Genomic DNA, 1,788 nt, shown 5'->3' on the forward strand with positions numbered 1-1,788 from the left:
GGAGTTTTCCGCCGCCATCCCGGCTGAGGGCACGGCCTCCTACACCAACTGGTTCATGAAGGTGCGCGGCACGAAGCACTCTGACCTCGCCGACCTGTTTCAGTCCTATCTCCTAGAGAAGGACACCCAGCAGCGGTTCCTTGACGTGTCGACCGACTTCATGTCGCGCTCGGACCTCACGGCGCCAGCGCATTGGGTGAACTATCCGAAGTCGAACGCGGACTTGGCGCGAATGTTCAATCTGTTCAGCCTGCAGGGCTGGGCCATCTTCGGCGCCAACTGGGATGCGCTCGATGCGCGCATGAAGAAGGTGATCGCGGTGACGACGGGGGGCTGAAGCGCTCCCACGCCATTCAGCCCCCGGCGAAGCCGGTAATAACGTTGGCCGTGTTCACGCCCAGCTCGGCGATGGCATAGCCCCCCTCCATGACGAAGAGCGTGGGTAGGTTTAGCGCTGCTATGTCCGCCCCGATCCTCACGAAGTCGGGCGTCTCGAGCGCGAAGCCCCCGACAGGGTCCTTGGCATAGGTATCAACGCCGAGCGACACGATGAGCACGTCCGGCTCATGCGCGCGCACCCGCTGAAGCGCGGCGGCGAGCGCCGGGCGGTAGCTCTCGAGCCTTGTGCCGAGTGGCAGCGGCTGGTTGAAGTTGAAGCCCTCGCCCCGACCGCGCCCGGTCTCGTGGCGATAGCCCAGCAGAAAGGGATATTCACGCTCCGGCGTTGCGTGGATTGAGGCATAGAGCACGTCGCTGCGCTCATAGAAGATGCTCTGCGTGCCATTGCCGTGATGATAGTCGACATCGAGGATGGCAATGCGTGAGGCCCCGCCGTCGAGCAGCCTCTGAGCCGCCACCGCGGCGTTGTTCACATAGCAGTAGCCACCCGCGAGGTCGGACGAGGCATGATGGCCGGGCGGCCGACACAGCGCAAAGGCCGCACCGTTCCCTGCCGCCACATGCGCGGCCGCAGACAGCGTAGCGTCCACTGCGGAGCGGATCGCCGTCCAGGTTCCGGCCACGAAGGGCACGCAGACATCGAAGGTGTAGCAGGAGAGCATCGAGTGGACGGAGGCATTGGGCGCCTGGTCCATGCCGCGCATGCCGAACATGTAGGCCGTGGCGAAGCCGCCGGGCCCGAACTCCGATTCCCACAGCGGCCAGCAGCGTTCGAGGAAGTCGACGAAGCCAGGCGTGTGCACACGCAGCACCGGCGCGATATCGAAACGCGCCGCCTCCACGATATCGCGGTGCCCCTGGTCCCCGAGGGCCGCGAGGATCGTGTCAATGCGATCCGGGCTCTCGCACATGGGAATTAGTTGATCATAGCGCATCTCCTTGGCGCCGGCGTGTCCGCGATGATCGTTTGAATGAAAGACGCGCATCAATCCTCATCGAGCCTGCAGGTCCAGTACGGAACACGCAAAATCAGTATAGCTGCCCCGCAACCCGATTGTCCACGCAGGCCTACTCGGCGGCAGCCGCCACATTCGTCTGACGCCCTCGTAGAGACCCGAATTGGTTTGAAGGAGATCGAATAAATGGCCACTTAGGAAGAGCATTCAAAGCAGTTTACCGGCAGAAATACCGACACTTGAGACCTGCTGGCGGAATTGGGTTACCAATCGGAACGCTCGATGGTCGTACTTGAGGCACGTAATAGTCAATCGCGTCACTTTGAACCGAGTCACGGGCGCGTCCCCTTGCATCCCAACGACCGATGAGGCAATTATCGCGATAGAGCGGCAATCCGTGCTGATCTCAGGACGTTAACGAGTTCGCCAATAC

At 62.2% G+C, this 1,788-nt stretch carries 2 protein-coding genes; one reads left to right on the plus strand and one right to left on the minus strand.

Annotated features, from left to right (window positions below):
* Positions 1-337 (plus strand): hypothetical protein (locus tag WCJ41_RS22010; RefSeq protein ID WP_336907970.1); only part of this gene is annotated, 337 nt, incomplete at its 5' end.
* Positions 338-353: 16 nt separating this feature from the next.
* Here WCJ41_RS22010 and WCJ41_RS22015 read toward each other — a convergent pair.
* On the minus strand, positions 354-1,385 hold the full coding sequence (locus WCJ41_RS22015; protein WP_336907971.1) for a histone deacetylase family protein: 1,032 nt from the start codon (positions 1,383-1,385) through the stop codon (positions 354-356).
* Positions 1,386-1,788: the final 403 nt, after the last annotated feature.

The organism is Aestuariivirga sp., assembly GCF_037139295.1.
GTDB lineage: Bacteria > Pseudomonadota > Alphaproteobacteria > Rhizobiales > Aestuariivirgaceae > Aestuariivirga.

Excerpts from the sequence above, each read along its gene's own strand:
- WCJ41_RS22015 (WP_336907971.1), bottom strand. The coding sequence starts at position 1,385 with ATGCGCGTCTTTCATTCAAACGATCATCGCGGACACGCCGGCGCCAAG.